General features: G+C 74.8%; 19 protein-coding genes and 1 pseudogene. 12 read left to right on the top strand and 8 right to left on the bottom strand.

Going from position 1 to position 26,088, the window contains the following annotated elements:
- Positions 1-40 precede the first annotated feature (40 nt).
- Genes D7M15_RS23325 through D7M15_RS23335 form a run of 3 tightly spaced genes read right to left on the bottom strand, consistent with a single transcriptional unit; the run spans position 41 to position 3,373 of the window.
- A complete protein-coding gene (locus D7M15_RS23325) occupies positions 41-1,894 on the bottom strand; it encodes a non-ribosomal peptide synthetase (protein WP_165906317.1) in 1,854 nt (617 codons plus the stop codon).
- A complete protein-coding gene (locus D7M15_RS23330; protein ID WP_121519293.1) occupies positions 1,891-2,115 on the bottom strand; it encodes an MbtH family protein in 225 nt (74 codons plus the stop codon). The genes D7M15_RS23325 and D7M15_RS23330 overlap by 4 nt, the downstream gene beginning before the upstream one ends.
- A complete protein-coding gene (locus D7M15_RS23335) occupies positions 2,093-3,373 on the bottom strand; it encodes a glutamate synthase-related protein (RefSeq protein ID WP_121519294.1) in 1,281 nt (426 codons plus the stop codon). The genes D7M15_RS23330 and D7M15_RS23335 overlap by 23 nt, the downstream gene beginning before the upstream one ends.
- A gap of 242 nt (positions 3,374-3,615) precedes the next feature.
- Here D7M15_RS23335 and D7M15_RS23340 point away from each other — a divergent pair, with 242 nt between their 5' ends.
- Positions 3,616-4,782 (top strand): pyruvate carboxyltransferase, encoded by a 1,167-nt coding sequence (locus tag D7M15_RS23340; protein WP_121519295.1) that lies wholly within the window; start codon positions 3,616-3,618, stop codon positions 4,780-4,782.
- 96 nt (positions 4,783-4,878) lie between these two features.
- Here D7M15_RS23340 and D7M15_RS23345 read toward each other — a convergent pair whose 3' ends face one another.
- Positions 4,879-5,874: a TauD/TfdA family dioxygenase gene (locus tag D7M15_RS23345; protein WP_121519296.1), complete on the bottom strand. Its 996-nt coding sequence runs from the start codon at positions 5,872-5,874 to the stop codon at positions 4,879-4,881.
- A 161-nt stretch (positions 5,875-6,035) separates the two neighbouring features.
- Here D7M15_RS23345 and leuC point away from each other — a divergent pair, with 161 nt between their 5' ends.
- From leuC to D7M15_RS23385, 9 genes and pseudogenes are all read left to right on the top strand, one after another.
- Positions 6,036-7,415 carry a 3-isopropylmalate dehydratase large subunit gene (gene leuC, locus D7M15_RS23350; protein ID WP_121519297.1) on the top strand — a complete coding sequence of 460 codons (1,380 nt, stop codon included), beginning with the start codon at positions 6,036-6,038 and terminating at the stop codon, positions 7,413-7,415.
- A gap of 98 nt (positions 7,416-7,513) precedes the next feature.
- A pseudogene (gene leuD, locus D7M15_RS29200) lies at positions 7,514-8,104 on the top strand (3-isopropylmalate dehydratase small subunit); the annotation flags it as partial.
- A 69-nt stretch (positions 8,105-8,173) separates the two neighbouring features.
- Complete coding sequence (locus tag D7M15_RS29205; protein WP_240649720.1) at positions 8,174-8,527, top strand: nuclear transport factor 2 family protein; 354 nt, start codon at positions 8,174-8,176, stop codon at positions 8,525-8,527.
- 41 nt (positions 8,528-8,568) lie between these two features.
- Positions 8,569-9,666, top strand: a complete 1,098-nt coding sequence (locus D7M15_RS23360; RefSeq protein ID WP_121519299.1) for a branched-chain amino acid aminotransferase — start codon at positions 8,569-8,571, stop codon at positions 9,664-9,666.
- Between the two features lie 4 nt (positions 9,667-9,670).
- Complete coding sequence (locus D7M15_RS23365) at positions 9,671-10,939, top strand: Zn-dependent hydrolase (RefSeq protein ID WP_121519300.1); 1,269 nt, start codon at positions 9,671-9,673, stop codon at positions 10,937-10,939.
- Entirely contained in the window at positions 10,936-15,000 is a 4,065-nt protein-coding gene (locus tag D7M15_RS23370) for a non-ribosomal peptide synthetase (RefSeq protein ID WP_121519301.1), read from the top strand. The genes D7M15_RS23365 and D7M15_RS23370 overlap by 4 nt, the downstream gene beginning before the upstream one ends.
- Positions 14,984-16,204 (top strand): class I SAM-dependent methyltransferase, encoded by a 1,221-nt coding sequence (locus D7M15_RS23375; protein WP_121519302.1) that lies wholly within the window; start codon positions 14,984-14,986, stop codon positions 16,202-16,204. Before D7M15_RS23370 ends, D7M15_RS23375 begins: the two co-directional genes overlap by 17 nt.
- Before the next feature lie 183 nt (positions 16,205-16,387).
- A complete protein-coding gene (locus D7M15_RS23380) occupies positions 16,388-16,996 on the top strand; it encodes a helix-turn-helix domain-containing protein (protein ID WP_121519303.1) in 609 nt (202 codons plus the stop codon).
- Entirely contained in the window at positions 16,993-18,336 is a 1,344-nt protein-coding gene (locus D7M15_RS23385) for an MFS transporter (protein WP_121519304.1), read from the top strand. The genes D7M15_RS23380 and D7M15_RS23385 overlap by 4 nt, the downstream gene beginning before the upstream one ends.
- A 19-nt stretch (positions 18,337-18,355) precedes the next feature.
- Here the strand turns inward: D7M15_RS23385 and D7M15_RS23390 are convergent, their stop codons facing one another.
- The 4 genes from D7M15_RS23390 to D7M15_RS23405 all read right to left on the bottom strand — a co-directional run bounded on the left by D7M15_RS23390 (position 18,356) and on the right by D7M15_RS23405 (position 23,521).
- Entirely contained in the window at positions 18,356-19,660 is a 1,305-nt protein-coding gene (locus tag D7M15_RS23390; protein ID WP_121519305.1) for a glycoside hydrolase family 125 protein, read from the bottom strand.
- Positions 19,661-19,773: 113 nt separating this feature from the next.
- Positions 19,774-20,817, bottom strand: coding sequence for a LacI family DNA-binding transcriptional regulator (locus D7M15_RS23395; RefSeq protein WP_121519306.1), 1,044 nt, complete (start codon positions 20,815-20,817; stop codon positions 19,774-19,776).
- Positions 20,818-20,852: 35 nt separating this feature from the next.
- Positions 20,853-21,806, bottom strand: coding sequence for an ROK family protein (locus D7M15_RS23400; protein ID WP_240649437.1), 954 nt, complete (start codon positions 21,804-21,806; stop codon positions 20,853-20,855).
- The gene (locus D7M15_RS23405; protein WP_121519307.1) at positions 21,803-23,521 is read right to left on the bottom strand and encodes a class I mannose-6-phosphate isomerase; all 1,719 of its coding nucleotides are present in this window, start codon (positions 23,519-23,521) and stop codon (positions 21,803-21,805) included. The genes D7M15_RS23400 and D7M15_RS23405 overlap by 4 nt, the downstream gene beginning before the upstream one ends.
- 295 nt (positions 23,522-23,816) lie before the next feature.
- Between D7M15_RS23405 and D7M15_RS23410 the strand changes: the two genes are divergently transcribed.
- Entirely contained in the window at positions 23,817-25,130 is a 1,314-nt protein-coding gene (locus D7M15_RS23410; protein ID WP_121519308.1) for an extracellular solute-binding protein, read from the top strand.
- Positions 25,127-26,086 carry a sugar ABC transporter permease gene (locus tag D7M15_RS23415; RefSeq protein ID WP_121519309.1) on the top strand — a complete coding sequence of 320 codons (960 nt, stop codon included), beginning with the start codon at positions 25,127-25,129 and terminating at the stop codon, positions 26,084-26,086. Before D7M15_RS23410 ends, D7M15_RS23415 begins: the two co-directional genes overlap by 4 nt.
- Positions 26,087-26,088 lie beyond the last annotated feature (2 nt).

Consider the following 26,088-nt stretch of genomic DNA (forward strand, 5'->3'; position numbering starts at 1 on the left):
GCGTGGTCGGCGGGGCCGGGCGGGGTGGCGCGGCGAGCGGTCACGGACCGCGCAGCTGCGCGGCGAGCGCGTCGTACTCGTGCGGGTCGAGGTCGGGCAGCAGCTCCGGCTCCGGCCGCTCCTCCGGGGCGGCCCGGTGCCGGGGCGTGGCGGAGGGGGCGGCGGCCGACCCCTCCCGTTCGGCCCGTTCGGCCAGTTCGGCCAGCGAGGCCGCGCCGATGACGTCCGCGACGGTCACGGTGACGCCCCGCTGCCGGAGCCGGGTGACCAGCCGCATCGCCGAGACGCTGTCGCCGCCGAGGCCCACGAACGAGTGCCGGGGGACCGCGTCGCCGGGAGGGAGCAGCAGTACGTCGTCCACCAGGGAGCACAGGGCGGCCGCGGCACCCGTCGGGTGCCCGGGGGGCGTCGGCGCGGCGCCGACCCGGCCGGGCGCGGGCGGCGCGGGCAGGGCCTGGCGGTCCAGCTTGCCGTTGCCGGTGAGCGGCACCCGGTCCAGCACCGCCCAGGCGGCGGGCACCATGTGCGCGGGCAGCGTCCCGGTGAGGAACGCGGCCAGCTCGTCCCACGACGGCAGCGGCCCGCCCCCGGCGGCCGGCACGACGTGCCCGGCCAGCCACGGGTCGCGGCCGGGGGGATCGGCGAGCACGACGGCGGCCTGCGCGACCGCCGGGTGGGTGCACAGCACCGACTCGATCTCGCCCAGTTCGATCCGCCGCCCGCGGAACTTCACCTGCCCGTCCACCCGCCCGAGGAACTCCACGGCGCCGTCCGTACGGCGCCGGGCGAGGTCCCCGGTCCGGTAGAGGCGACTGCCCGGCGGGCCCAGCGGGTTGGCCACGAAGCGTTCCGCGGTGAGGCCGGGGCGGGCGAGGTAGCCCTCCGCGAGCTGCGTGCCGGAGAGGTACAGCTCCCCGACCTCCCCGACCGGCGGCTCCCGCAGCTCCGCGTCGAGCACGTGCGCCCCGGTGCCGTCCACCGGGCGCCCGATCGGTACGGTCTCCGGGTCCCGGCCGGGCAGGCAGTGCCAGGCGGTGGCGGCCACGGTGGCCTCGGTGGGCCCGTACAGGTTGTGCAGCTCCGCGTCGAGCAGCCGCAGGCACCGGTCCCGCACCGACACCGGCAGCGCCTCGCCGATGCACACGACGCGCCGCAGCGTACGGCAGCGGGCCGCCACGTCCGCGTCGAGGAACAGGTGCAGCATCGAGGGCACGAACTGCGCCGTCGTCACCGCGTGCCGTTCCACGACGTCCGCGAGGCGGTGCGGCTCGCGTTCCAGGCCCGGCGCCGACACGACGACCGCCGCGCCGGAGAGCAGCGGCCAGAGCCACTCGTACACGGACACGTCGAAGCCGATCGGCGTCTTCATCAGCACCCGGTCGTCCGCGGCGAGCGGGAAGGCCCGCCCCATCCACCCCAGGTGCCCGGCGATCGCCTCCTGCCGGACGACCACGCCCTTCGGGCGGCCGGTGGAGCCGGAGGTGTAGATGACGTACGCGGTGTCGCCCGGCCCCGCCCCGCAGCCCGGGTCCGCGGCGGCGGCGCGGACGTCGCCCGGCGGGCCGGGCGCCGGGAGGGCGTCCAGGACCAGCCGGGGGGCGGCCTCGTCGAGGATCGTCCCGGCCCGCCGCGGCGGGGTGCCCGCGTCGAGCGGGAGGTACGCGGCGCCCGCGGTCAGCACCCCCAGCAGCGCCGTCACCAGGTCCGGCGAGCGGTCCACGCGGACCGCGACCAGGCTGCCGGGGCCGACACCCGCGCGGCGCAGCGCCCCCGCGACCCCGCACACCCGGGCGTGCAGGGTGGCGTAGTCGACGGTCCCCGCGTCCGACACCAGCGCGACGGCCCGCGGCGTACGGGCGACCTGGTCGGCGAAGAGGCGGGCCGGGGTGCTCACACCGACCGTCCCGGGCCGTCCGGCGCGGGCTCGCCCGCGCGGGGCAGCACCACCGTGAAGTGGCGGTCGACGTACGCCAGGCAGGCCGCCCGGTCGGTCTCGCCGAGCGCCACCCGCCAACCGGCGGGGACCGCGAGCGCGGCCGGCCACAGCGAGTACCTGTCCTCGTGGTTGACGAGCACCAGGTAGCGGGCGGACTCATCCTCGAACGGATTCGCCACGGGTCACCTCTTCCTTCCGCACCGTCGGCAGCGGGCCGACGTCGTCCCGGTCCAACGTGTCGGTGTCGTACTTGCCGAGGGCGCTGACGAGCATCGCCAGCTCCAGCTCCAGGCAGGCGGCCAGCCTGACCAGCCCCTCCCCGGGGTCCTCGTCGACCGCGAGCAGCGCGGCGCGGCCCAGCCCCACCGCGCGGGCGCCGAGCGCCAGGCACTTCGCCGCGCGGGCTCCCTCCCAGATCCGGCCGCTCGCCAGCAGGCACCCGTCGCCGCCCCCGGCGGCCAACAGGCAGTCCAGCAGCGGCAGTCCGACGTGGTCGAGGAAGCCGCCCGGGGCCCAGCCCGTGCCCCCCTCGGCGCCGTCGACGGTGACGCTGTCCGCCCCGGCGGCCCAGGCCACGCGGGCGGCGGCGCCCACGTCCCGGCCGGGGTGCAGCTTCACCCACACGCGGGCGCGCGGGTAGTTGTTGCGCATCAGGTTGATCTGCTGGCGGAGGATCTCCTCCGTGTACGTGCCGGGGCTGGACGCCCGCAGCAGCCGACCGTCGGGCATCCGCCGCAGCGCGTACTGCTCGGCCACGGTCGCCGCCGTTCCCGGCTCCAGCAGCGTCATGCCGCCCAGCCCCGGTTTGGCGCCCTGCCCGGTCTTCAGCTCGAACGCCAGTCGGCCCGTGGTGAGGAAGGGCTGCGCGGAGGGGTCGCTGTAGACCAGGTTCCACACCTCGGCGTCGGCGTCCTCGGTGCTCTGCTGCACGACGACGCCGCCGTACGTGTCCCCGTCCGCGCCCTCGCCGTACGCCTCCATGCGGGCCAGCAGCGCGCGGGAGGGCCGTCCGCCGAGGCGCCCGTAGCCGAGGACCGGCACGACGTTCTCGCCCAGGACGAGCGGGATGCCGAGGCGGCCCGCCTGGCGGCTCAGCGCGGTGCCCAGGTCACCGCTGGCGGCGGCCGTCGAGCCGAACGCGGAGACGTACACCGGCAGCCGCGACGCGAACCCGCCGATGGCGGTGTCCGTCCGCACGTCGGCGGGCATCGGCTCCCGGCCCAGGTCGATCAGCTTCTCCAGCCGCTGCTCCATGAACACCGGCGGAAGCAGCCGCAGCCGCTCCAGGGGGTCCTCCCGGGCGCCCGCGGACCACCCGCTGCCGTAGAGGGTGCTCCCGTAGTCGCCCGGGGGCGGAAAGGCGGCCTCGATCCCCGTGCGTGCGCGGTGGCGCACCGCCTCCTCGGGGAATCCGGGCGCGCGCAGCGAGCCGTTCATACGGCCTCCGGCCTAGTGGAAAGGTGTGAGATCCCGGTGCACTTCGTTCGCCACCAAACTAGCCAACCCGCTGGGAATTCCCGGAAGTTCCGGCCGGAACATTCACCGGAATCTTGCCGCTCCGCTTTCCGGGACGCACCGGATTACGCCCGGGGTGGAGACATTTGAACGGGCGAATGATTGACCCGTAAGCAGCCCCGTGGCTCGATGAGAGGATCCCGAAAGCCGCCGAAGGGACCACCATGGAAAAGCGTAGGGTTTCAATTTTCGACACGACGCTCCGGGACGGTGAACAGGCGCCGCGCAATACGATGACGCCGCACCAGAAACTCGATCTCGCGCTGCGGATCGAGGCGCTGGGCGTCGACGTCGTCGAGACCGGCTTCCCCGCCTCCTCCGCCCTGGACGCGGAGGCCACCCGCCTCATCTCGCGCAACCTCACCCGGGCCCGCTTCACGACCTTCTGCCGCGCGCTGCGCTCGGACATCGACTGCGCCGTCGCCGCCGGCGGCACCCGGAACCACGAGGTCCAGATCCTGGCCACCTCCAGCGAGCTGCACCTCGACCGCAAGCGGAACATCAGCCGCAAGGAGGCCGTCCACGAGATCCAGGACACGGTGGGGTACGCCCGACGGCTCGGCGTCCCGTACATATCCGTCGGCCTGGAGGACGCCTCGCGCGGCTCCGACTCGCTGCTGCGCGCGCAGGTGGAGGCCGGTACGGACGCCGGCGCGAACACCGTCGTGGTCGCGGACACCTCGGGCTGCATGACCTCCGAGGAGTACGGGGAGCTGATCGGCAAGATCCGCTCCTGGGCGCCGCCGGGGGTGTCCGTCTTCACCCACTGCCACGAGGACTTCGGGCTGTCCACCGCCAACACCCTCGCCGGGTTGCGCGCGGGCGCCGACGGGATGCAGACGACCCTCGGCGGGATCGGGGAACGCGCGGGGAACGCGGCCATGGAGGAGCTGGTGGCGCTGCTCGCGTACAAGAGCGACACGCTGGGCCTCTACACCGACATCGACACCGCCGCCATGTACACCGCGTACACCGCGCTCCGTGACGTCATCAAGCTCGAACAGCCCCGCAACAAGGCGATCTTCGGCGCCTACGCCTTCGGCAGCGCGGCCGGCATCCACCAGGCGGGCCTGCTGCGGGACCCCGCCACGTACGAGTTCGTGGAACCGTCCCGCTTCGGCCGCGAGCGGTCCATCCTCATCGCCCGCCACTCGGGCCGGTCCGTGCTGCGCCACCTGCTGGCGGAGATGCGCGTCGAGGTCGGGGAGGAGGAGCTGGAGGCGCTGTACCGGCGGCACATCACCGAACGCAGCGGCGGCGACTGCGAGGACATCTCCGTCCTGCGCGGCAGACTCGCCGAGGAGATGCTCGCGCTCAAGGCCACCGGCTGAGCCCGCACCGCGACGCCCGCCCGCGGCCCGTACCGCGGGCGCACGGACCGGCCGGGGGGCCCGTACCCCCCGGCCGGTCCGTGCGCCCGCCGGACGTCAGTCCGCGATGCGTCCCGGTACGCCGTCCTGCCAGCGGTCGGCGTACGCGTCCGCCGCCGCCCGGTCGCGGAACGCGTACGTCTTCAGCAGCCACCGGGTGGCCGCGAGGTCCGGGTCGAGGATCTCTATCCGGTCGCGGCTGTGCAGCCCGTCCTGGTTGGCGAAGAGCAGCAGGTCGCCGTCCCGCATCCGGTGCCGCTGCTTCTCGGCGACGACGAGGGCGTTCTTGAGGGCCAGCAGCGCGTCCTTGGCCTCGCCGGGGGCCTCGGGCAGCACCGTCGTGGTCGTCTCCAGGTACCGGATGCTGTGCTCCCGCTCCAGGATCGGATGGGCGCCCGAGCTGCGCTGGCTCTGGTTGGTGGCCTGCGAGAACACGTCGAAGGACGTGGTGAACCACGGCTGCCGCAGGACCTCCTGGTCCCGCGCGTCGAGGTGCCGCAGCAGCTCGCGGCAGCTGACGAAGGTGGTGTAGATGACCTCGTCCGCCGGGCAGCGCATGCCCAGCAGCGAGATGTGGTCGGCGCGGGCCCAGTGCGCGGTGCGGTCGTTGTGGAACGGCAGCTCGCTGTCGCTGAAGCCGGTCTTCATCCCGCTGTACTTGTTGATGGCGATGACGTCGGTGAAGAAGTCGCCGTTGTTCCGGCTCCCGTAGGCCATCAGCGGGGTGCCGGTGAGCCGCGCCACGAGCGCCAGCAGCGCCTCGCCGACGAACGTCCGCTTCTTGCGGTACTTGTCCGCGATCGGGTCGTCCAGGTCGAGGTCCGGAACCACCGGGTCGATCGGGCAGTTCCGTACGACGTGCGCCTCGCTCCGGCCCGCCTCCCGGTCCTCGCGGATACGCGCGCAGACCTCCGTCAGGAATTCCGGTGCCGTGGTCCCGGCAACGGCCGCGACGAATTCCTCGTGGGCCTCGTACGGATTGCCCGGGACGCTCTGGAGTACGGCGAGCAGCTCGTCGTGCTGGGCCGGGGTCAGTTCATGAATGGGTTTCATCCCCCCATGGTCCGCCGGGCGCCCCTCCCGATTCATCGGTCACCCGGCGGACCGGTCTCCACCCGGGGACGAGTGAATTCATTACCGTTCCCGATTCCCGGCCCCCGGCGCGGGTGTTTCGATGACCCGACCAAGCGACCACCGACGCGGAGGTATCCGCTGTGGCACAGGAGACACTGGCTCAGAAGGTGTGGCGGCGGCACGTCGTCGGCCGCACCCGTGCCGGGAACGATCTGCTCTACATAGATCTGCACCTGCTGCACGAGGTGAACACTCCGCAGGCGTTCGCGGGTCTGCGCGCCGCGGGCCGTACGGTGCGGCGCCCCGACCTGACGGTGGGCACCGAGGACCACACGACGCCCACCGTGGCGGTGGACCGGCGCGACCCCGACGCCGCCCGGCGCTTCCAGCGCCGCCTGATGGCCCGCAACTGTGCCGAGTTCCGCATCCCCCTGCACCGGCTGGGCAGCGCGTCGCAGGGCATCGTGCACGTCATCGGCCCCGAGATGGGACTGGTCCGGCCCGGTACGACCGCCGTGTGCTGCGACTCCCACACCACCACCCTCGGCGCGTTCGGCGCGCTCGCCCTCGGTATCGGCACCAGCCAGGTGGAGCACGTCCTGGCGACCCAGACGCTGGTGCTGAAGCGCCCCCTGGACATGTCCGTCGAGGTGACCGGCACGCTGTCGGCGGGCGTCACCGCCAAGGACCTGGCCCTCGCCGTGATCGCGCGCGCCGGTACGGCGGGCGCCCAGGGGCACGTGGTCGAGTTCGGCGGCGAGGCGGTGCGGGCCCTGTCCATGGAGGGCCGCATGACGCTGTGCAACATGGCCGTCGAGATGGCCGCGCGCGCCGGTCTCGTCGCCCCCGACCAGGTCACCGCGGACTACCTGCGCCGTGCGGCGCCCCGGGACGTCGGCCGGTACGACGCGCTCGCCGTGCACGGCGACCCCGGTGCCGCCTTCGACCGCGTGGTCCGGCTCGACGGGTCGGCCGTGCAGCCGCGGGTGTCCTGGGGCACGAACCCCGCGCAGAGCGTCCCGCTGGACGGCCGGGTCCCGGACCCGGGCGAACTGCCGTCCGCCGCCGAGGAGTCGGCCGCCCGGCGCGCGCTGGAGTACATGGCCCTCACCCCCGGCACGGCCGTACGCGACATCGCCGTCGACACGGTGTTCATCGGCTCCTGCACCAACAGCCGACTGGAGGACCTGCGGGCCGCCGCGGCCGTCCTGGCGGGCCGCAGGGTACGGGTCGACACCGTCATCGTCCCCGGCTCGGCACGCGTACGGGCGCAGGCCGTGGCGGAGGGGCTCGACCGGGTCTTCGCCGAGGCGGGCGCCGACTTCCGCGCCGCGCCCGGCTGTTCGATGTGCGTCGGGCTCGGTGAGGACCGGCTGGGCGCCGGCACCCGCTCGGCCTCCACCACCAACCGCAACTTCGAGGGCCGCCAGGGCGCCGGGGCGCGCACCCACCTCGTCTCCCCGCCGGTGGCCGCCGCGACGGCGGTGCGCGGGCGCATCGCGGGCCCCGGCGACCTGTGACCGCGACGACCCCGCGGGAGGCCCCCGCGTACCACGGCGCCGGTCCCGGCCCGTACGACGAGCCCCGCCCCGTACGACGAGAGGACGAGGAAGAGGCCATGACCACGACCCCCACCACCGCCGTACGGCCGGGTGCCGCGCACACGGGGACGGTGCTGCCGCTGCGCGTCCGCGACGTGGACACCGACCAGATCATCCCCGCCCGGTTCTGCACGAACACCGAGAAGACCGGCTTCGAGGACGGCCTCTTCGCGGACTGGCGGACCGACCCCTCGTTCGTCCTCAACGACCCCCGCCACCGGGGGGCGAGCGTCCTCGTCGCCGACGAGAACTTCGGCACCGGCTCCTCCCGCGAGGCGGCCGTGTGGGCGCTCGCCAACTACGGCGTCCGGGCGGTGCTCGCCCCCCGGTTCGGCGACATCTTCCGGGCGAACGCCTGGGTGAACGGCCTGCTCGCCGTCGTCGTCCCCCGGGACCTCGTCACGGCCGTCTGGGAGGCGGCCGAGACCGACCCGGGCACCGAGGTCCGCATCGACCTGCGGACGCTGACGGTGACCGCGGTCGGCCGGGAGCACCGCTTCGAACTGGACGCCGACACCCGCGACCGGCTGCTCGGCGGCGACGATTTCATCGGCGGCACGTTGCGCCACGAGGACGAGATCCGGGCCTACGAGTCGGGCCGGGCGGCCACCCCCACGACCGGCGCCCGCTTCCCCGCCGTCCGCACCCGCGGGAGGCGCCCCACCCCTGGAGGAGCCATGTCACCCGAGGACGCCGTGCACGCCCTGTACCGCCGTATCGACGAGGGCGACCTCGCCGGGTTCGGGGAACTGTTCGGGGAGGACGCGGTCTACCACCGGCCCGGCTCCGAGCCGTTGAACGGCCGCGGGGCCATCGAGAGGTTCTACCGCGAGGCGCGCACCATCCGCAGCGGCACCCACACGCTGGAGCGGGTGCTGCTGAGCGACGGCGCCGTCGCCGTCGACGGCAGCTTCGACGGGGTCCTCACCGACGGCCGTACGCAGTCCCACCGCTTCGCGGAGATCTTCGAGTTCGGACCGGACGGCCTGATCTCCCGCCGCGACTCGTTCCTCTTCGTCGTCAACTTCTGATCCGCCCGTCCGGAAACCGCCGAGCACGTGAGGACCACACCATGACCGTCAGCACCGCCGGGCCCGCCGCCGGACGCGACGCCGCGACCGTCCAGGGAGAAGCCGGTATCGAGAACGCGCAGATAGGCGACTTCACCGCGCACATGGTGACGTTGCGCTGGACCGAGGAGGACGGCTGGAGCGGGCCGCGGCTCACCGGCCACCGCGACCTGTCGCTGTCGCCGGCGACCGCCGTACTGCACTACGGGCAGTCCGTCATCGAGGGGCTCAAGGCGCACCGCCAGCCCGACGGCTCGTTCGCCGTGTTCAGACCGGACGCCCACGCCCGCCGCTTCCGGGAGTCCGCGCGGCGGCTGTCCATGGCCGAGCTGCCGGAGGAGCTGTTCACCGAGGCGCTGGAGGTCCTCGTCGCGGCCGAGCAGGAGAGCCTGCCCGACCGGCCCGGCTACAGCCTGTACCTGCGGCCGTTCATGTTCGCCTCGGAGACCAACCTGGTGCCGCGGCCCGCCCGCGCCTACACCGTCGTCGTCATCTCGTTCCTCATCGGCAGCTACTTCGGCGAGGACACCGAGTCCCTCGCCGCCTGGGTGTGCCGCGACTTCCCCCGCGCCTTCCCGGGCGGCACGGGCAGCGCCAAGACCCCCGGCAACTACGCGCCGACCATGCCCGCCCAGCAGGCGGCCGCGCGGGCCGGCTGCCACCAGGTGGTGTGGCTCGACGCGGTGGAACGCCGCTGGGTGGAGGAGATGGGCAGCGCCAACCTGTTCTTCGTCCGGGGCCACGGCTCCGAACAGGTCGTCGTCACCCCGCCGTTGACCGGCAGCTTCCTGCCGGGCGTCACCCGCGACTCGGTGGTGGCCGTCGCCCGCGAACTGGGCTACGAGGTACGGGAGGAGCCCGTCGACGTCGCCGACTGGCGCACCGGCTGCGAGGCGGGGCTGATCACCGAGACGTTCGGCTGCGGCACGGCGGCGGTGGTCACGCCGATCGGCCGGGTACGGGACGGCGACACCGAGTGGCGGGTGGGCGAGGGCGGTCCCGGGCCGGTGGCACGAGCGGTGAAGGAGCGGCTGCTCAGCCACCACCACGGGCTCGTACCGGACGTCCACGGCTGGCGCCACCAGGTCGGGCGGGGCTGACACGATGACGACGACCACGACATCGCTGCGTCCGCTGCGCGTCGACGCGGACCGCCTGCTGACGCACCTGGACCGGCTGCGCGCGGTGGGCGCGACCGGCGACGGCGGTGTGACGCGCTGCGCCTTCGGCCGGGAGGACGTCGAGGGGCGGGAGTTCGTGGCCGCCCTGATGCGGGAGGCCGGACTCGACGTCTCGGTGGACGCCGCCGCCAACCTGGTGGGCCGCCGACCGGGCCGCCTGAGCGCCGCGCCCCCGCTGGTCCTCGGCTCGCACCTGGACACCGTCCCCGGCGGCGGCGCGTACGACGGGGCGTACGGCGTGCTGGCCGCCGTGGAGGTCGCCCGTACGCTCCAGGAGAACGGGGTGGTCCTCGACCGCCCGCTGGCCGTGGTCGCCTTCAGCAACGAGGAGGGCACCACCGGCACTCCCGCCATGTTCGGCTCCCGCGCGATGGCCGGCTGCACGGAGCCGGGGGAGCTGGAGCTGCCCGTCGCCGGGCAGGACCGCACCCTCGCGGAGGCGCTGGACGCGGCCGGTGGGGACAGCCGACGGCTGGGGAGCGTACGCCGGGAACCCGGCAGCGTCGCCGCCTACCTGGAACTCCACATCGAGCAGGGGCCCGTGCTGACCGGCTCCGGCACCGCCATCGGCGTGGTGGAGGGGATCTCCGGGCGGCTCACCGCCGAGGTCACCGTGCACGGACAGGCCAACCACGCCGGCACCACCCCGATGACCGACCGTCAGGACGCCCTGCTGGCCGCCGCCGAGCTGATCACGCGCGTACCCCTGCTGACGGGGCCCGACGGGCTGGTACGGGTCGCCACCGTCGGCGACTGCGCCGTCTCGCCCGGGGCGTGGAACGTGGTGCCCGGCCGGGCCCGGCTGGTCGTGGACCTGCGCGACATGTCCGAGGAGGCGCTGGTCGCCGCGCTGGGCCGACTGCGCGTCATGGCCGACGACACCGCCGAGCGGACCGGCACCCGGATCGAGGTCGCCGAGGTCCAGCGGGTGAGCCCGACGCCGTGCGACCCGCTGCGGCAGGAGAGCGTCCGCCGTACGGCCGACGCGCTGGGGCTGAGCCACGTCACGATGCCCAGCGGCGCCGGGCACGACGCGCAGTGGATGGCCCGCGTCGCCCCCACCGGCATGATCTTCGTGCCGAGCGAGGGCGGCTCCAGCCACGTGCCGCACGAACGCACCGTGCCCGCCGACATCGCCAACGGCGCCGACGTCCTGCTCGGCTGCACCCTCCTGGAGGGGATGGAAGCATGACCACGACCACTCTCGGCCACCCCGCCTCCCCGATCCAACGGGGCATGTGGCTGGCCTCCCAACTCGATCCCATCGGCTCGGAGTTCACGGTCTCCGCGGCGCTGCGCGTCACCGGGGACCTCGACGTGCCCGCGCTGGGCGCCGCGTGGGAGGCGGTGGTGCGCGGGGAGCCCCTGCTGCGGTCCCGCTTCGTGCGGTACGGCCGCTCCGGGCTGTCGCTCGCCGTCGACCCCGACGCGTCCGCCTCCGTGGAGTACACCGACGTCACCGGCCACGCGGGCGGCGCGGAACGGGCGGCGCGGGAGCGGGTGGCCGCCGCGGCGCGGGTGCCGTTCGACCTGGAGGGCGGGCCGCTGGTCCGCGCGATGCTGCTGCGCCTCGCGCCGCACGACCACGTCTTCGCGGTGCACCTGCACCACGCGGTCTGCGACGGCGCGTCCCTCCAGGTGCTCTTCGAGGAGGTGGCCCGCGTCTACGCCGGGCGGGCCGCGCCGGACGGGGACGCGCGCGGCGGCCCGCAGGACGGCCCGGCCGCCTACTTCGGCCACGCCGAGGTCCCGGCGGACGAACGGGAAGCGGGCCTGGCGTTCTGGCGCCGTCGGCTCGTCGGCGCGGGCCCGCTGGCCCTGCCCCTGGTGGGGCGGGCCGACCGGGGCGAACGGGAGGGCGCGGGGCACCGCTTCGCGCTGCCGGGGGCGCTGGTGCGGGAGGTCGACGCGTTCGCCCACGAGCACCGTACGACGCGCTACACGGTGCTGCTGACCGCGTTCGCCGCGGTGCTCGGCCGGTTGGGCCGGGCGGAGCGGGTGACGGTGGGCACGACCGTCTCGACGCGGCTCGCGGAGGCGGCGCAGCGTACGGTCGGGCCGCTGTTCAACACCCTCGCCCTGCCGGTCGGCACGGCGGCGGGCACCGGTTTCCGGGAGGCGGTGGAGGAGGCCACCGACACGGTCCTCGACGGGTTCGAGCACGTACGCACGCCGTTCGAGGACGTCCTCGACACCGTGCGCACCGCCGCCTCCTCCTCGCTGCGCAACCCGCTGTTCAACGTGTTCTTCGAGCTGGACCACGCGGCGGGGCCGCTCCTGGACCTGCCCGGCTGCGCGTCGGCGCGGTTCGACTTCCCCGACCACGCGCCGAAGGCCGACCTGATGCTGGTGCTCCGCCCCGACGGCGGGGACCCGGACGGCGGGGGCCTGTACGGCGAGTTCACCTACCGCACGGCGCGCTGCGACGAGAGCGGCGTACGGGCGGTGGCCGAGGGCTTCACCGCCCTGCTGCGGGCCGCTCTCGCCGCGCCGGACACCGCGCTGGGCGCCCTCCCCCTGATGCCGGAGGAGACGCGCGCCGAGATGGTGGGCGCGGTGGCCGACGGCGGGCGGGCGGACCTGCCCGAGGTGTGCGCGCACCGCATGGTCGAGGAGCAGGTGCGCCGTACGCCGGACGCCGTGGCCGTCCGCGAGCTCGGCGGCGAGGGGCGCACCCTGACCTACACCGAGCTGAACGAGCGGGCCAACCGCCTCTGCCGCTACCTCCAGGAGCGGGGCGTCCGCCCCCACGACCGGGTGGCGCTGCTGCTGCGCCGCTCGCCGGACCTGGTGGTCGCCTGCCTGGCGCTGTGGAAGGCGGGCGCGGCCTACGTACCGCTCGACCCGGCGTTCCCCGACGCGCGGCTGCGGTTCGTGACCGGGGACAGCGAGGCGCGGCTGGTCGTGACCGAGTCGCTCCTCGCCGGGCGGGCCGCCGCTCTCGGCGGCGACGTGCTGGTGCTGGACGAGTCGTGGCACCGCGTCGCCGCGCACCGGGCCGACGATCCGCCGCCCGCGACGGACCCGGACGCGCTGGCCTACGTCATCCACACCTCGGGCTCCACCGGGAAGCCCAAGGGCGTCCTGGTGGAACACCGCGGTCTGGTCAACTTCCTGCTGTGGTGCGTGCGCCGGTACGCCGCCGAGGGGGACGGCGGCGCGCCGCTCTTCTCCTCGATGGCGTTCGACATGATCGTGCCCAACCTCTACACCCCGCTGCTGACGGGGCAGACGGTCTCCCTCGTCCCCGAGGACGTGCCCGCCGACCGGCTGGGGGAGGTGCTGGCGCAGGGGGCGCCGTACAGCTTCGTGAAGCTGACACCCGGCCATCTGGAGCTGCTGACCGGTCAGTTGAGCGCCGCGCAGGCGGCGGGGCTGGCGCGGCTGCTGGTCGTGGGGGCGGACGCCTTCCCGCCCGCGGTGCTGGCCGGGTGGCGGGCGCTGGCCCCCGGGGTGCCGCTGCTCAACGAGTACGGCCCGACGGAGGCGACGGTCGCCAACTGCGTGTACGAGGTCCCGGCCGCGGCCGGTGTGCCGGTGGGCGTGGGTGTGGGCACGGAGGGTGAGGTCGGCGCGGCGGACGCGGAAGGGGCGAGCACCCTGCCGATCGGGCGCCCCGTCCCGAACACCACCATGTACGTGCTCGACGCCGACCGCGGGCCGGTCGCCACCGGCGTGGTGGGCGAGATCTACATCGGCGGCGCCTGCGTGGCCCGCGGCTACGCGAACCGCCCGGAGACGACCGCAGAGCGGTTCGTCGACGACCCGTACGGGCCGCCCGGCGCGCGGCTGTACCGCACCGGCGACCTGGGGCGGTGGCTGCCCGGGGGGCAGGCCGAGTTCCTGGGGCGGATCGACCACCAGGTCAAGATCGACGGCTACCGCATCGAGCCGGGGGAGGTCGAGGCGGCGCTGACGGGGATCGAGGGCGTCCGCCAGGCGCTGGTGGTGACCGCGACGACACCCGCGGGCCGTACCGCGCTGATCGCCCACGTGGTGCCCGGGACGGAGTCGGGGTTCGACGCCGGGGTGCTGCGCGCGCGGCTGCGCGCCGACCTGCCGGCGCACCTCGTACCCTCGCGGATCATGCTGCTGGAGCGGCTGCCGCTCAACGAGAACGGCAAGGTCGACCGTTCCGCGCTGCCCCAGCCGTCGTGGGGCGGCGAGGCGCACGGCCCGGACGCGCCGCTGAGCGGGGCGGAGGAGGACGTCGCCCGCGCCTGGGCGGACGTGCTGGGGCTGGAGGCGGGGGCGTTCGGTCCGCGCGACAACTTCTTCGAGCTGGGCGGCAGTTCGCTGCTGGTGCTCACCGTGGTGGCCCGGCTGCGCGGGCTGCTGGGCGTGCGGCTGACCTTCGCCCGGTTCCTCCAGGACCCCACGGTCGCGGGGGTCGCCGCCGCCGTCGCCGAGAGCGGTCGCGCGGCGGACGGGGACGGCCACCCGTCGTCGCTGTCGGTGCTGGCCGAGGGCGGCGCCGGGGTGCCCGTGGTGTTCGTCCACCCGCTGGGCGGGACCGTGTTCAGCTACCGCCACCTGGTCGAGCTGCTGCGCGGCGAGGCACCCCTGTACGGGCTGACGCTCGGCGCGCTGCGCGGCGAGAGCACCGGGGAGGACGTGCGGCTGGAGGACGTCGCCGCGCGCTACGCCCAGGAGATCCGCGACACCGTCGGCGGCCCGGTGACGGTGGTCGGCTGGTCCGCGGGCGGGGTCACGGCGTTCGAGACCGCCCGGCAGCTCCGTGCGGCGGGTACGGCCGTGGAGGACCTGGTGCTGCTCGACCCCAGCACCCCGCGCGAGAGCGTCCGTTGGCGCGGCTACGTACGCCAGCTGCGGCGGGTCCGCGCCCGGCTGGGCCTGGCCGACGACGAGCAGCGCGAGCAGGAGTTCCAGGCGGTGCTGCGCAGCGACCTGTTCCAGGCCATGGGCATCGACCCGGCCACCTGCCGCGACTACTCCCTCTTCCCGCAGGACGTGCTGCACATCTGGCAGCAGCAGATGGAGATCCTCGGCGGCTACGAACTCGGCCGCTACGACGGCCCCATGACGGTCCTCACCTCGCAGGAACAGGACCGGGAAGAGCAGGCGGTGCTGGTCGAGAGCTGGCAGCAGCACGCCGGGGGGCCGGTCAAGCACGTCCAGGTCGACGGCGACCACGTCGGCATGCTGAGGCTGCCCGCCGTCGCGTCCAGCGCGGCGGCACTGCGGGAGCTGATCGGGAAGAGGGGAGGAGCGGGCGGTGAGCACGGACACTGATCCGGAGCGGATCATCGGCGAGTTCTACTCCGAGTTCCCCTACCCCTGGCACGCCGAGCGGCTCACGGCCCCCGACGACCCGGGCCTGTACCCGGCGCTGCTCGCCCAGGAGCTGGGCGACTTCACCCACCGCCGGATACCGCGCGACGCCCGGGTGTGGGTGCCCGGCTGCGGGGTGAACCAGGCGCTGATCGTCGCCCTGCGCTTCCCCGACGCGCAGGTCGTCGGCAGCGACGTCTCGGCCGACTCGCTGGAGCTGTGCCGTACGGCGGCGCGGCAGGTGGGCGCCGACAACCTGACCCTCCGGGAGGAGGGCATCAGCGACACCGCCCACCGGGACGCGTTCGACTACGTGGTGTGCACCGGCGTCATCCACCACCATCCCGACCCGGGGCTGCTGCTGGGGCGGCTGGCCGCCGCGCTCCGGCCGGCGGGGGTGCTGGAGCTGATGGTCTACAACGCCCACCACCGGCGGGAGATCACCTCCTTCCAGGAGGCGCTGCGGCTGCTGGGGTGCGCCGGGGACCTGGCGGCCGCCAAGCGGCTGGCGGGGGCGCTGAACCGGCCGAGCGCGCTGACCCGGCAGCTGCGCGAGGACCTGGGCGAGCCGGAGGAGCAGTTCGCGGACACCTGGCTCAACCCCTGCGAACGCAACTTCACCGTGCACACCCTCGACCGGTTGGCCGCGGCGGCGGGACTGGCGCTGGAGGCGCCGTGCGCCACGCCGCTGGCCGCCGGGCTCGGCCTGGACGACTGGTGCCCGCCCTTCGCGGACGGGCAGTTGGCCCGGCGGGCGGAGGCGCTGGACGACGTCGACCGGTGGCGGCTGACCCAGGCGCTCACGGTCGACCGCAGCCCGCTGCTCTGGTTCTACCTGCGGCGCCGGGACAACCCCTGGCCCCTGCTGGGCGAACGGGACCGCGACGAGCTGTTCCTGGAGAGCGTCGTGGCGCCGGTCACGGCGCGGGAACGGGTCTGGCTGCGGGGCCGCTCCGGCGGCTACCGGCCACTGGACCGCACCCTGCCGCTGCTGCCGGGCCCGGCGGCGCGTACGGACCTCCACGAGGCGGCAGACGGGCGGCGCACCGTACGGGAGTTGACCGCGTCCTGGCCGGAGCCGCCGTCCGGGGACGCCCTGCGTCGGCTGCGGCTGGGCCTGACGGTCCCCGCCGCGCCCTACCTGCGGGCCGCCACCGCCGGTTGACGCACCGCCCGCGACGCCGCCGCCCCTCCCGGAGGGGGCGGCGGCAGCGGCGTGCCCGGGGCTCCGGATATCTGAAGCAGATCCTTCATATCTCTCCGGTCCCTGCTGCGGGCATGTGCCTCTTTCCTGCCGTTTCTCCGGTTTCCCTTGCGGGCGCGTACGCCGTGCTGCGAGTCTTGAAGCATGTCTTTCACATCCCGCGTCGACCGGTCGGCGGGCAACGGCAGGGTCCGGATCACCGACGTACGGGTGCTCGGGGCCTTCGCCCACCCGCTGCGCCTGCGCCTGCTCCACCAGCTGATGCGGTCCGGTCCGGGCACCGCCAGCCACTGCGCGGAGCTGCTCGGCGACTCGGCGTCGAACTGCAGCTACCACCTGCGGCTCCTCAGCCGGTACGGGCTGGTGGAGCGGGTGGAGCCGGAGGAGGGCGCGGACGGGCGGGACCGGCCCTGGCGGGCGGTCGCCACCGGCTTCGACTTCCTGCCCGAGGGGGACGACCCGGAGTCGCTCGCGGCCCACTCCGCCGTCGTGGGCGCGGAGTTGGGGGAGCTGACGCGGCTGTGGCGGTCGTTCCTGGCGGGGTTCGGCTCCCTCGACCCGCGGTGGCAGCGGGCCTCGGTCTTCGACTCGTACGCGCTGTGCGCCACCCCGGACGAACTGGTGCACCTGACGGGGGTGATCGACCTGCTGGTACGGCCGTACATCGTGGCCAACCGCGAGGACCCGCCGGCGGAGGCCGAGGAGGTCAGCCTCAGCCTCCAGGCCGTCCACCGGCCGCAGGAGCGGCCTTGACCGGCGCGGACGGCGGCTCGCCCCTGCGCCAACCGGGGTTCCGCACCCTGTGGCTGGCGGGAATCCTGGACGACACCGTCGACTGGATGCTCGTCACGGCGATCCCCATCTTCATCTACCGCATGACGGGATCCGCGCTGACGACGTCCGTGGCGTTCCTGATCGGGCTGGCCCCCGGCATCCTGGTCAGCCCCTTCGCGGGTGTCGTCGCGGACCGCTGCGACCGCCGCCTGCTGCTGCTGGTGTGCACGCTGCTCCAGGCGCTGCTCGTCCTGCCGCTGCTGTTCGTCGTCTCCCGGGACACGCTGTGGCTGCTGTACGCGGTGGTCGGGGCCCGTGCGGCGTGCGCGCAGTTCGTCCTCACGTCGAAGAACTCGCTGCTGCCCGCGCTGGTGGGCCCCCGGCACACCGCGGCCGCCAGCAACCTGGTGGTGCTGAACACCAACCTCGGCCGCCTGCTGGGCAGTCTGCTGGGCGGGGTGGCGGTGGCGGGTGGGCTGCGGCCGGTCGTGGGCGGCGCCCTCCTCGGCCTGCTCCTCGCCGCCACGCTGATCGGCCGCATCCCCCGCGCCGCGCCCCCGTCGGCGCCTGCGGAGGCGGCGGGCGGCCCGGTCGAGGAGGGGCCGCGCCGGGGGGCGCTGGCGGAGTGGCGCGAGGGGGTCGCGGTCATCCTCGGCGACCGCAGGCTGCGGGTGTCGTTCCTGTCCGCGACCCTGTGCGCCGTGGGCCAGGGCCTCTTCGTCGTGCTGTTCGTCGTCTTCGTCGCCCGGACCCTCGGCGGCAGCGACGCCGAGATCGGCCTGCTGCGCAGCATCCAGGGCGTCGGCGGCATCGCGGGCGGGGCCGCGCTGGGGGTGCTGGGTTCCAGGGTCCACCCCCGGCCGCTGATCACCTGGGGCGCGCTGAGCTTCGCGCTGCTGGCGCTGGTGCTCTGGAACGGTCCGTCGGTGACGACGGCGATGGGCGTGTACGTCGGGCTGTTCGCCGTGATCGGCCTGCCCGGCGGCGTCTACTTCGCGGGTGCGCTGGGCATGGTGCAGCAGCGGGTGCCGCCCGCCTACCTGGGCCGCGTGCTGGGCTCGTTCTACACCACGTTCAACGGCGCGCAGGTGCTGGGCATGGCGGCGGCCGGGCTGCTGGGGGACCGCCTCGGGCCGGTGCCCCTCCTCAACGCGCAGGCGCTGCTGTACCTCGCCGCCGGGCTGGCCACGCTGCTGGTGCTCGGCGTGCGCAACGTCCCCGAGGAGCCCCTCCCCGAGCGGTCGGAGTCGCAGCGGTCGGTGCTCCCGGCTCCGGTGCCGCCGGAGCGGAAGGAGCTGCGGGAGGGCCGCGCCGGGTGAGCCGGGGCGCCCGGCGCGGTCAGCGGGTGGCGTCCCAGAGGGGGCGGGTGCCCAGGTCCGCCACGTCCAGGGCGAGTTCGGCGTACATCGCGTTCGCCCACGAGAACCAGGCGCGGGTGAAGCGGCTCGGGTCGTCCTTGTGGAACGACTCGTGCATCTGGCCCGTACCCGCGTCCGTGACCAGCAGCGTGCGCAGGGCCGCCACGCGTTCCGCCTCGTCGGTGCCGGTCAGCCCCTGTACGGCGAGGGCGATGGGCCAGATGTGCCCTTCGGGGGTGTGCGGGCTGCCGATGCCCTCGGCCGCCGCGCCGCGGTACCAGGTGGGGTTGGCGGGGGAGAGGGCGAACCGGCGCGTGGCGAGGTACACCGGGTCCGTGGCGGGGACGTCCGCGACGAGGGGCAGGGAGAGCAGGCTCGGCATGTTCGCGTCGTCCATGAGCAGCGCGCCGCCCCTGCCGTCCACCTCGTACGCGTACACCAGCCCGTGCTCGGGATGCCGTACGGTGCCGTGCCGCGCGGTTGCCGCCCGCAGCTCCGCCGCCAACGCGGCGGCGTCCTCGGCGAGTTCCGCGTCCCGTACGTGGCGGGCGAGGGCGGCGGCGCCGTCGAGCGCGGCGGCGGCACACAGGTTCGCGGGGACGTTGTAGCCGTGGTGGCACGCGTCGTCGCTGGGCCGGAAGCCGCTCCAGGTCATGCCGGTCGGGGCGACGGGCGTGCCCCGACCGTCGTTCGGGAGGGTGTCGCTCGGTGGGCCGTCCGCGCGGCGGAAGCGGTACGGGGAGCGGTGCTCGTGGTCCTGCTCCGTACGCCAGACGCCGAGGGCGGCGCGCGCGGCACGGAGCGCCCCCGCCACGTGGTCGGTGCGCCCGGTCGCGACCCAGAAGCGGTGGGCGAGGAGGAGGGGGAAGGCGAGGGAGTCGACCTCGTACTTCCGCTCCCACACCCACGGGTCGTCGCACAGGTCGGCGGGGTCGTGGGCGCGCCCGGAGGGTTCGGCGTTGAACGCGTTGGCGTACGGGTCGCGGGCGATCTGCGCGAACTGCCGCCGCAGCACGGCGAGCAGCAGCTCCTGGAGGCCCGGATGGCCGGGGGCGAGCGCCAGGTACGGCATCAGCTGCGTGGACGAGTCCCGCAGCCACATCGCGGGGATGTCGCCGGTCACGACGAACGCCGTGCCGTCGGGCATCGGCCGTACGGTGCGGGCCAGGGTGTCGTCCAGGCAGCGCACCAGGGTCCGGCCGAGGCGCGGGTCACCGAGGTCGTCGAGGCGGCGGACGGCGCGGCGGACGGTCGGGTGGTCCGCGACGCTGGTGGGGAAGCGCATGGGGCGGCCTTTCGGCGGTGGGGCGGGGGAGTCGGCGGGCGGACGCGCCCGCCCGGTCACGGCGGCCGCGGCCGGGGCGTACGGCGCCCCCGTCCGTACGGCGGCGGCGCGCGTCAGGCTTCCGGCGTCGCGCCGTCCGGACCGTCCGCGCCGTCGGGCACGCCGTGGCGCACGACGCGGGTGGGGACGGTGACACGGCGGGAGGCCGGGGGCGCGCCGTCGTGGTGGGCGAGGCGGTCGATCAGCAGGCGGGCGGCCTGGCGGCCGATCTCGTCGGCGTCGTAGCTGACGACGGTCAGCGGCAGGCCGAGGACGTCGGCCAGGTCGAAGTCGTCGAAACCGGCGAGGGGAAGGGTCGTGCCCGCCTTGTAGAGGGCGCGGATCGCGCCCTGGCTGATGCGGTTGTTGGTGCAGAACAGCGCGGCGGGACGGTCGGCCCGCGCGAGCAGGTCGAGGGTGGCCCGTTCCGCCGCCGCCGCGTCGACGAGCCCCTGCCGGATGAGGTCGTGGTCCGGTTCGACGCCGACCTCCTCGTGCGCGGCCCAGAAGCCGCGGAGGCGTTCGGCGCCGGTGTAGAGGGCGGGCGGGTTGCCGAGGAAGGCGATCCGGGTGTGCCCGTCCGCGAGCAGGCAGGCGGTGGCCTCGCGAGCGCCGTGGAAGTCCTCGACCAGCACGCAGTCGGTGTCGAGCCCGGCGGGCGGGCGGGCGGCGAGGACGACCGGCACATGGCGCATGGCGCCCGCCAGGTGCTGTTGGCGGCTGCCCGCGGGGACCACGATCAGCCCCTCCACCTGGTGGTCGACGAGCCCGTCGATGAGCGCGGGCTCCCGGTCTGCCTGCTCGGCGGAGTTGCTGAGCAGCATCCGGAAGCCGTACTCCGTCGCGACCTCCTGCACGCCGAGCGCGAGGCGCGAGTAGAAGGGGTTGGCGAGATTGGTGACGACGAGGCCGATCATGCCGCTGCCGCCGAGGCGGAGACTGCGGGCGGTCTGGTTGCGGCGGTAGCCGAGCCGGTCGACGGCGGCGAAGACCCGTTCCCGGGTGGACTCGGACACGCCGGGGTCGTTCTTGAGGACGCGGGAGACGGTCATGGCGCTCACCTCCGCGAGGCGGCCGACGTCGTGCATGGTCGGCCCGCTGCCACGGCGAGCGCTCATGCCCCTGCCCCTTCCTCTGCCTGGTGCCCTGGTCGTCACGGGGCGTCCGGTCCGCCCCGCGCCCAGCGGGCGGCCCCGACGAGCGGGGCCTCCTCGGGCCGCCGGGCCGCCAGTACGGGTACGTCGGGTCCGTCGGCCGCGGCCAGCCCCGCGACGAGCGCCGGGTGCACCAGGTCCCACGAGCGCGCCACCGAGCCGCCGACGACCACCGCGGTGGCCGCGAAGCGGCCGGTCCACGGGGCGAGGGCCCGGCCGAGCGCGTCGAAAGCGTAGCGGAAGGTCCCGGCCGCGGCGGCGTCGCCCTTCCTGGCCCGTACGGCCACCTCCCGTACGTCGGGGGCGTCCCGGTCGTCCGCGCCGTCCGTGCCGGTGGCCGCGAGGCGGGCGTACCGGGTGCGGAGGCCACGGCGCGAGACGGTGTCCTCCAGCGGGCCGCCGTCCACCGTCAGCCGGTGCACGTGCCCGTCCGGCGGCACCAGCGGGCCGGTGTGCACGGGCCGCCCGGCGGCCAGGAACGACGACCCGACGCCCGTGCCGAGCGTCAGGCAGACGACCCGGTCGTGCCCGGTGGCGGCCCCGGCGGCGTACTCGCCGAGGGCGAACGCGTCGGCGTCGTTGACGAAGCGCAGCCGCGCGCAGCGGTCGGCCAGCCGCGTACGCAGTCCGGCGCCGACGTCGACCCCGGACAGCGACTCGAACTTGCCGATCCCGGCGAAGCGGCCGGTCCCCGTCGCGTAGTCGAAGGGGCCGGGCATCGCCACGCCCCAGTACGGGCCGTGCCCGGCGGGGAGGGCCAGGGCGGCCGCCGCCAGGGCGTCGAGGACGGCGTCGGCCGCCGCGTGCGCGTCGAGGGGCGCCCGTACCACCGTGCCGGATACGGGCCGGTCCGTGCCGGGGTCGACGAGCGCGGCGGTGACGTGCGTACCGCCGACGTCGAGCACCGGCACCGGCGGTGCGGGGGCGGCCGGGCCGCCGGGGCCGGCGGTCACGGCTCGACCACGAGCGCCTTGACGACCCGCACCTCGGCGTCGCCGACGGCGCGGACGACGTACGGGCCGACGGCGGCCGGGACGGTGAGCGTCTCCGCGAAGGCCAGGTCGTGCGTACGCCCGTCGCCGGTCTCCACGACGGCGCCCTCGCCCGCGGCCACGTTGAGGATGTGGAAGCGGCCCGCGGTGTCGTCGGGGGCGGCGCCGCCGGGGGCGACGACGACGCGGTGCACCGCGTAGAACATCTCGGGCAGGGCGCCGACGACCTCCTCGCGCCAGCCGTCCCCGGCGCGCAGCGTGCGCGGCCGCTGGACGAGGTCCTTCGTGACGTCCTCGCCGCGCCGCGACGTGTCCAGGTTGGCGAGGCCGTGCTCGTACGGGAGGGGGCGGGACGCGCCGGAGGCGTCGGTGCGCAGCCAGTCGTACAGCCGCAGCGAGTACAGGTACGGGGTGGCGCTCACCTCCAGCACCAGGTTGCCCGCGCCGGAGGCGTGCGGGGTGCCCGCCGGGATCAGGAACAGCTGTCCCACGTCCGACGGGTGCGACTGGACGTGCTCCTCGACGGGCAGCGGGGTGCCGTCCGTGACGGCGGCCTCCACGTCGCGCCGCAGGGTGCCGGTGTCGGCGTCCTCGGTGAGGCCGAGCAGCACGCGGGCGCCGTCCTCGGCGGCGGTGACGTAGTACGTCTCGTGCTGGGTGTACGGCCAGCCGAACACCTCCCGCATGTACCGCTCGCGGGGGTGCAGGTGCAGCGACAGGTTGCCGCCGCCCATCGTGTCGAGGTAGTCGAAGCGGATCGGGAACGAGGTGCCGAACCGGCGGCGCACCTCCTCGCCGAGCAGCTCCCCGGGGTGCTCGACGCACAGCAGCTGGAACGGGACCTCCACCCGCGCGCCGTCCCGTTCCCCGACGAGGACCCCGGCCTCGGGCGCGATCAGCTCGTACCCGAGGGCGGTGTTCCCGGCCTGCGGGGTGAAGCCGAGTTCGCTCGCGGCCCACTGCCCGCCCCACGGCGTGGAGTTGAAGTACGGGCGGGTGCGTACGGGCCCGCGCGCCAGGTGCGCGAGGGTGGCGCGGAACGCGGTGCCGTCCAGCGAGGCGGGGGCGGCCGGGTCCTGTACGTCGATCCAGCGGTCGACGCGTCCCGCGAGCGCGTCGCGGTGCCGGTCCAGCACGGGCCAGTCGGTGTAGAACAGCCGCACCAGGTCGCCCGGCGCGGCCGGGCGGCCGAGGTTCGCGCCGACGGGCAGCGCGCCGCGCGCGACGGCCGCCTCGGCGTACCGCTTCGGCAGGTCCGCGTACCACAGCACGTCCGGCGCGCAGAGCGCCGCGCCCGGCCCGTACACCACCACCACGCCGTCCCCTTCGGGACGCCCGGCGCGGGGCGGGGAGTCGAAGAGGTCCGCGACGTCCGCGCGGGACAGCGGGGTGAAGAACGGGTCGTCGGCCGGGACGGGCGCGGCGGCGAGCCGCTCGTGGGCGTCCGCCGCGTAGCGGTCGCGGACGTCGAGCGGCTCCGAGGCCCGGCCCGCGGCGCGGAGGGCGCCCACGAGGCCGTCGGCCAGCGCGGACCAGTCGAGGGCCGCGGGCCCGTCGACGGCCAGGACGAGCGGGCCGCGCGGCAGCCCGGCCACGGGGGCCGCCCAACCGGCGGCCACCTCCCCGGCGACCGGGCGGTAGCTGGGGAGGGGGTCGTACGAACGGGACGCGGGCACATCTGCTCCTTACTCGGCTCCACCATGCCCGTTAACGATAACAGTGCTTGGCTGGGAGTGTCCACGGTCGACCCGCCGGGGTCGAGAAATCCAAGATGGCCGCTGAGCTGGGCATTTGGCGACCTACCTCGACGTGTTACGGATTGCCCGGCTCCGAAGCCTTGCTACGGGCGGAATGGTGTCGTTAACCTCCACGCAACGCACACTCCGACTGTCCCGGGACTTTCCAGGCGTCGTGCGCGCCCCGAGACGCACATTCCGGCCATGCTCATGGCCCGTTCTCTGAAGGTGATCGATGTCAGCATCGGGCAGGACCGGCAGCGCGGCCCCGCCGCTCGCCCGGCGCCGCCTCCTCGCCGGCGCGGCCGCGGGTGCGGCCGCCCTGGCGGCCGGGGGCTGCGCCCGGGGGGCGAGCACGTCCGCGCAGCCCGGGACCACCAGCATCTCCAACGACAACGCCACCTGGGACGACGGCTACCGCGCCGCCGGACGCGAGCTGAAGAAGCACACCGGCTACGCGCTCCGGCCGCTGTCGAACCCGTCCGTCACCTCGTACCAGCAGGTCGTGCAGATGACGTTGCAGACCTCGAAGTCCTCCGACCTCGTCAAGTGGGCCTCCGGCTACCAGCTCAAGCGCCTGGCGCGGGCGGGCGGGCTCACCGACCTGACGCCGGTCTGGGACGCGTACGCGGACCGGGGCTGGGTGCGCCGCGCGTCGCGCGACGCCTTCGCCTACCGGGGGAAGGTCTACGGCGTCCCGCTCTACGAGTCCTACTACGTGCTGTTCTACAGCAAGCCGGTCTTCGCGAAGCTCGGCCTGTCCGTACCGGGCAGCTGGGACGCGCTGCTGCACTGCGCGGAGGTGCTCAAGCGGAACGGCATCACGCCGTTCCTCGCCAGCCAGGTCGGCGGCTGGCCCGCCATCGAGTGGTTCCAGGAGCTGGTCAGCAAGACCGACCCCGGTTTCTACCAGCGGCTGGTCGACGGCGAGGCGTCCTACACCGACGAGCCCGCCCGCCGCGCGATGGACGTCTGGCACGACTTCATGCGCAAGGGCTGGATGACCGCCCCCGACTTCGACCAGGCGCGCGGCCCCGGCGCGCTGAAGGAGGGCACCGTGGGCCTCTTCCTGCACGGCACCTGGCAGGCGTCCGGCATGTCGGCCGTCGGCATGGAACCGGGCAGCGGCTACGGCGCGTTCCTCCTGCCGACGCTGCGGCCCGGCACCCCCCGGAGCGTCATCGCCGAGTCGGGCGTCTTCGCGGTGCCCAGCCGCGCCTCCTCGCACGACGCCGCCATGGCGAACGTCGGCGCCTGGCTCGACCCCTCCGTGCAGCGGGTGTGGAGCGACTTCCTCCAGGACAGCTCCGCCAACCCGAAGGTACGCGCGAGCAACCCGGTCGTCGCCGGGCTCCAACGGGACATCGCCCGGGACCGCGCGCGGGCCCTCGTCCGCTACTGGGAGGCCAGCCCGCCCAGCCTCGTCCAGGGCAACACCAACGACCTCGGCGGGTTCATGGCCGGGCAGACCTCCCCGGCCGAGACGCTGCGCCGGATGCAGGAGCGCGCGGGCGACGAGTGGGCGGCGTGGAAGAAGGACGAGGCATGAGCACCCGTACGACCGACCGGCGTTCCCCGGCCGCCGACGGCGCACCCGCCGCGGACCGGCCCGCGCCGGCCCGCCCCGCCCCCGCCCGTACGGGGAGCGGCACCCGTGAACGGCTGACGGCGGGGATGTTCCTGGCCCCGGCCGTGCTGCTGGTCGCGCTGTTCCTGCTCGCGCCCTTCGGCTGGACGGTGCACCGCAGCTTCTTCAGCGACACGCGGACCTCGCCGTTCAGCTGGTTCGAGAACTACGCGCTGTTCGCCTCGGACCCGGCGCTGACCCGCTCGGTGCAGAACACGCTGATGTGGGTGGTGGGCACGGTCGTGCTCCCGTTCGTGCTGGGGCTCGCCATCGCCTGCATGACGGACGCCAGCCGCCTCTCGCGGTTCGCGCGGCTGTGCGTCGTCCTGCCGTACGCCCTGTCGGGCTCGGCGGTGGCGGTCGTCTGGAACTTCATGCTCACCACCGACGGCGCCGTCAACCAGGTCCTGACGAACGTCGGGCTCGGCTCGTTCGCCCAGGGCTGGCTGCTGACCTGGCCGGGCAACACCGTCGTGATGATCCTCGCCAACGCCTGGCAGGCCACCGGCGTCGCCGTCATCCTCTTCCTCGTCGGGCTGCGGTCCATCCCGCCCGAGACCCTGGAGGCCGGTGCGCTGGACGGCGCGAACGGCTGGCAGCAGTTCCGCCACGTCGTCCTGCCGCAGCTGCGCCCGGTGTCGATCATCGTGATCGGGATGAGCCTGGTGAACGGCCTCAAGTCGTTCGACCTGATCTGGGTGCTGACCCAGGGCGGTCCCGGGCGGGCGACCGAGACGCTCGCCGTGTCCATGTACAACGAGACGTTCCTCGAACTGCGGCCCGGCGCGGGCGCGGCGATCGCGGTCGTCCTCACCGTGATCGTGCTGGCCGCCTCCTGGTTCTACCTGCGGCGCCAGCTCGACGTGAAAGGCGTGTGACG

Origin of the sequence: Streptomyces sp. Z26 (assembly GCF_003665095.1) — a bacterium.
GTDB lineage: Bacteria > Actinomycetota > Actinomycetes > Streptomycetales > Streptomycetaceae > Streptomyces > Streptomyces phytohabitans.